Origin of the sequence: Candidatus Magnetaquicoccus inordinatus, assembly GCF_004217665.1 — a bacterium.
In the GTDB taxonomy this organism is placed as follows: Bacteria; Pseudomonadota; Magnetococcia; order Magnetococcales; family Magnetaquicoccaceae; genus Magnetaquicoccus; species Magnetaquicoccus inordinatus.
The window spans coordinates 10,464-13,124 of the sequence record NZ_RXIU01000092.1; the positions used below are offsets into that span (position 1 = coordinate 10,464).

A 2,661-nucleotide genomic window follows, 5' to 3' on the forward strand; every position below is an offset into this window, starting at 1 on the left:
GATACCTGTACAGGCTTGATGGAGTTGTCAAAAAATCTTAGTGAACAGGTGGAGCATTTCAAATCGATCTGAGCAGAATCAGGTCGCCAACTCCTTCTGAAGGGGAGGGTGAGATGGAGGAGCAGCAGTTGGCAGATGTGGTATCACGCGAACAGTTGCAAGAGTGGGCCAAACAACGCCGCGAGCGCAGCAAAACTGTTGCCGTACAGGAACAGCAGGTCAAAGTGGTTCTTTTTGCGCTTGCTGATGTCTGGTATGCCTTTTTTTGCGCCAATGTGCGCGAGATTATCGAAATCAGCAAGCGGCCTGTCATCTATGTACCGGGCTCGCCGGAGTTTATTGCCGGGATCATCAATATTCGCGGTGTGATCCAATCGATCATCGATCCCTATCGCCTGCTGAAGCTTGCATACAACAAAGAGAGTGTGCAACGCCATGCCATCATTATTCACCATGGTGAATTTCAGAGTGGTATCCGCGTGGATTATATTGAAGAGGTGATGGATATTCCGCAGAGCGCACTGCAATCGGGAGTGGATTGGGCAATCAACGATACGTTGCGGGAGTTGATTGGCCAAGGATTTACCTATCGGGATCGTCATGTTGCGATTTTGGATGTCAGTAAACTGGCGCAATTTATACAGCGATGAAGCATAGTTCTACTGCCGCTCAGGTGGCAAACCCACTGGAAATATTGCTTTTTCATCTGGCTGGTATCCCCTTTGGAATAGTTGTTGCCCAAGTGGATGCCATGACCTATCCTATGCCTGACGAGCATGGCTTGACCATCATTAACATACCCCAACGATTATCCTTTCCAGAGCAAGAGGTCACCTATAGCGCAGCGAGGATCGTTTGGTTGAAAGGCAGCAACTCCGGGGTGATGATTGATAATCCAGAGCGGATGATCACCATTGATGCCAGTGAAATTCAGCCTTTGGCCAATTATCTGTTAAATCGGCGCCATCCGCTGGCCTATTTTGGGGCGTTTACCACCGCCGAGGATGAGACGGTGTTATTATTGGATTTGCAGGGATTATCCGCTACAGAAACAATTACGGAAACATTATCAATGGAAGATGAAGTGTAACTATTCACCACCCAACACAACTGCGGGTCCAGGGAGGGCACCTCCCTGGCCGGGTCCAGGGATGGAATCCCTGGGATTTTGCTTTTAATCTTTTTTAATCTTTTGCCTTTGGCGCGCTTTTCAAACTAAGCCGACGCGCTTTTTGCGTCGGCTTAAGCGCCTAATGGAAGCAAGCTGTGCGGATTGGCGCGCATTATTGCGCCAATTCGCCCAGCATCCCCATGGGGGTAGAGCTGGCGAACCAGCACGAACCTGAATAGTTACGATTAAGCGGGAGAAAGGCCATGATGTGGCCCATTCGAGTGTTGGTTGCCGATGATTGCCCGACGGCGCGTGGATTGATCCAGATGATTTTGGAGCAGGATCCACGGATCAAGGTGGTGGCAATGGCTGGCAATGGCAAGGAGGCTTTGGCTTGTGTTGAGAAGGGTGGCATAGATTTGGTCACCTTGGATATCAGTATGCCGGTGATGGATGGTTTACAGACCATCAGCCGCATTATGGCCACTGCTCCCTTACCTATTGTAGTCATCTCCGGTACGGCAAGCTCGGAGACCGCTTTCAAGGCGTTAGCCAGTGGTGCCTTGGAGGTGATTGCCAAGGATGAGATTGACTATGAAAATCCGCAGGTTTTCCGCCGTAAAATCATGCTGTTGAGTACAGTAGCAGTCGGCAATACGGGAGCGGAAAAAAAGAGCACGCTGTCCGCACCCGCCGCAGCAAAACCGTTGACAGCGCTGGCGGTTCGACATGATTTGCGTGGATATTATGCCAAACTGGCGCAAGCAGACCAGCAGCCAACCGGTAAGGGGAGTGCGTCGGTGCCCTCCGTGCCAGAAACAGGTGCATTGCTGCAACGCGGTGGCGTGGTGGTGATTGCCTCTTCGACTGGTGGTCCCAAGGTTTTGGCAGGCATATTACGTGCTTTGCCGAGCAATTTTCCCTATCCCGTCATCATCAGTCAACATATTGTTCCCAGTTTTATCCACAGTTTAATCAAATGGCACAGCGGTTTGACTGCTCTGCCCATGCAATTGGCCAAAGCCGGGGAGCGGGCCCAGGCTGGGACAATCTATTATGCGCAACCGGAATATCATTTAAGCATAAGCGGAGAGGGTGAATTTGTTTTGACTGCCCCGGTTGCCAACGAATTTTTTTGTCCTTCTGGGGATAAATTATTGGCATCGGCGGCACAATGTTATGGCAGGCGCACTATAGCCGTTGTCTTGACTGGGATTGGTGATGATGGGGCCAAGGGTGCAGGAGCGGTGCATGCTGCCGGGGGGGTGGTGATAGCCCAGGATGAGGCCACTTCGATTGTCTACGGCATGCCCAAAGCGGTCGCCGATGCTGGTTATGCCCATTATATATTGCCTGCTGGCGAGATTGACGGGCAGTTGCTGCGTTTGCTGACAGCACCGGCATCGGAGAACAGTAATGGCTTTTTGCGCAGCAGACAGTAAAAGGTGGGTAAATGATTTGTAACTATTCAGATTCGTGCTGGCTCGCCAGCTCTACCCCCATGGGGATGCTGTGCGGATTGGCGCAAAAATGCGCGCCAATCCGCACAG

3 protein-coding genes are annotated in these 2,661 nt (G+C 51.4%); all 3 read left to right on the forward strand.

Annotation, left to right across the window (positions count from 1 at the left end; genetic code table 11):
* The first annotated feature begins 113 nt into the window (after positions 1-113).
* Positions 114-650 carry a chemotaxis protein CheW gene (locus EJP87_RS08450; RefSeq protein WP_130471428.1) on the forward strand — a complete coding sequence of 179 codons (537 nt, stop codon included), beginning with the start codon at positions 114-116 and terminating at the stop codon, positions 648-650.
* Positions 647-1,090, forward strand: coding sequence for a chemotaxis protein CheW (locus EJP87_RS08455; protein WP_130471429.1), 444 nt, complete (start codon positions 647-649; stop codon positions 1,088-1,090). The genes EJP87_RS08450 and EJP87_RS08455 overlap by 4 nt, the downstream gene beginning before the upstream one ends.
* Positions 1,091-1,374: 284 nt before the next feature.
* On the forward strand, positions 1,375-2,553 hold the full coding sequence (locus EJP87_RS08460; RefSeq protein WP_130471430.1) for a chemotaxis protein CheB: 1,179 nt from the start codon (positions 1,375-1,377) through the stop codon (positions 2,551-2,553).
* Positions 2,554-2,661 lie beyond the last annotated feature (108 nt).

Excerpts from the sequence above, each read along its gene's own strand:
- EJP87_RS08450 (WP_130471428.1), top strand. The coding sequence starts at position 114 with ATGGAGGAGCAGCAGTTGGCAGATGTGGTATCACGCGAACAGTTGCAA.
- EJP87_RS08460 (WP_130471430.1), top strand. The coding sequence starts at position 1,375 with ATGATGTGGCCCATTCGAGTGTTGGTTGCCGATGATTGCCCGACGGCG.
- EJP87_RS08455 (WP_130471429.1), top strand. The coding sequence starts at position 647 with ATGAAGCATAGTTCTACTGCCGCTCAGGTGGCAAACCCACTGGAAATA.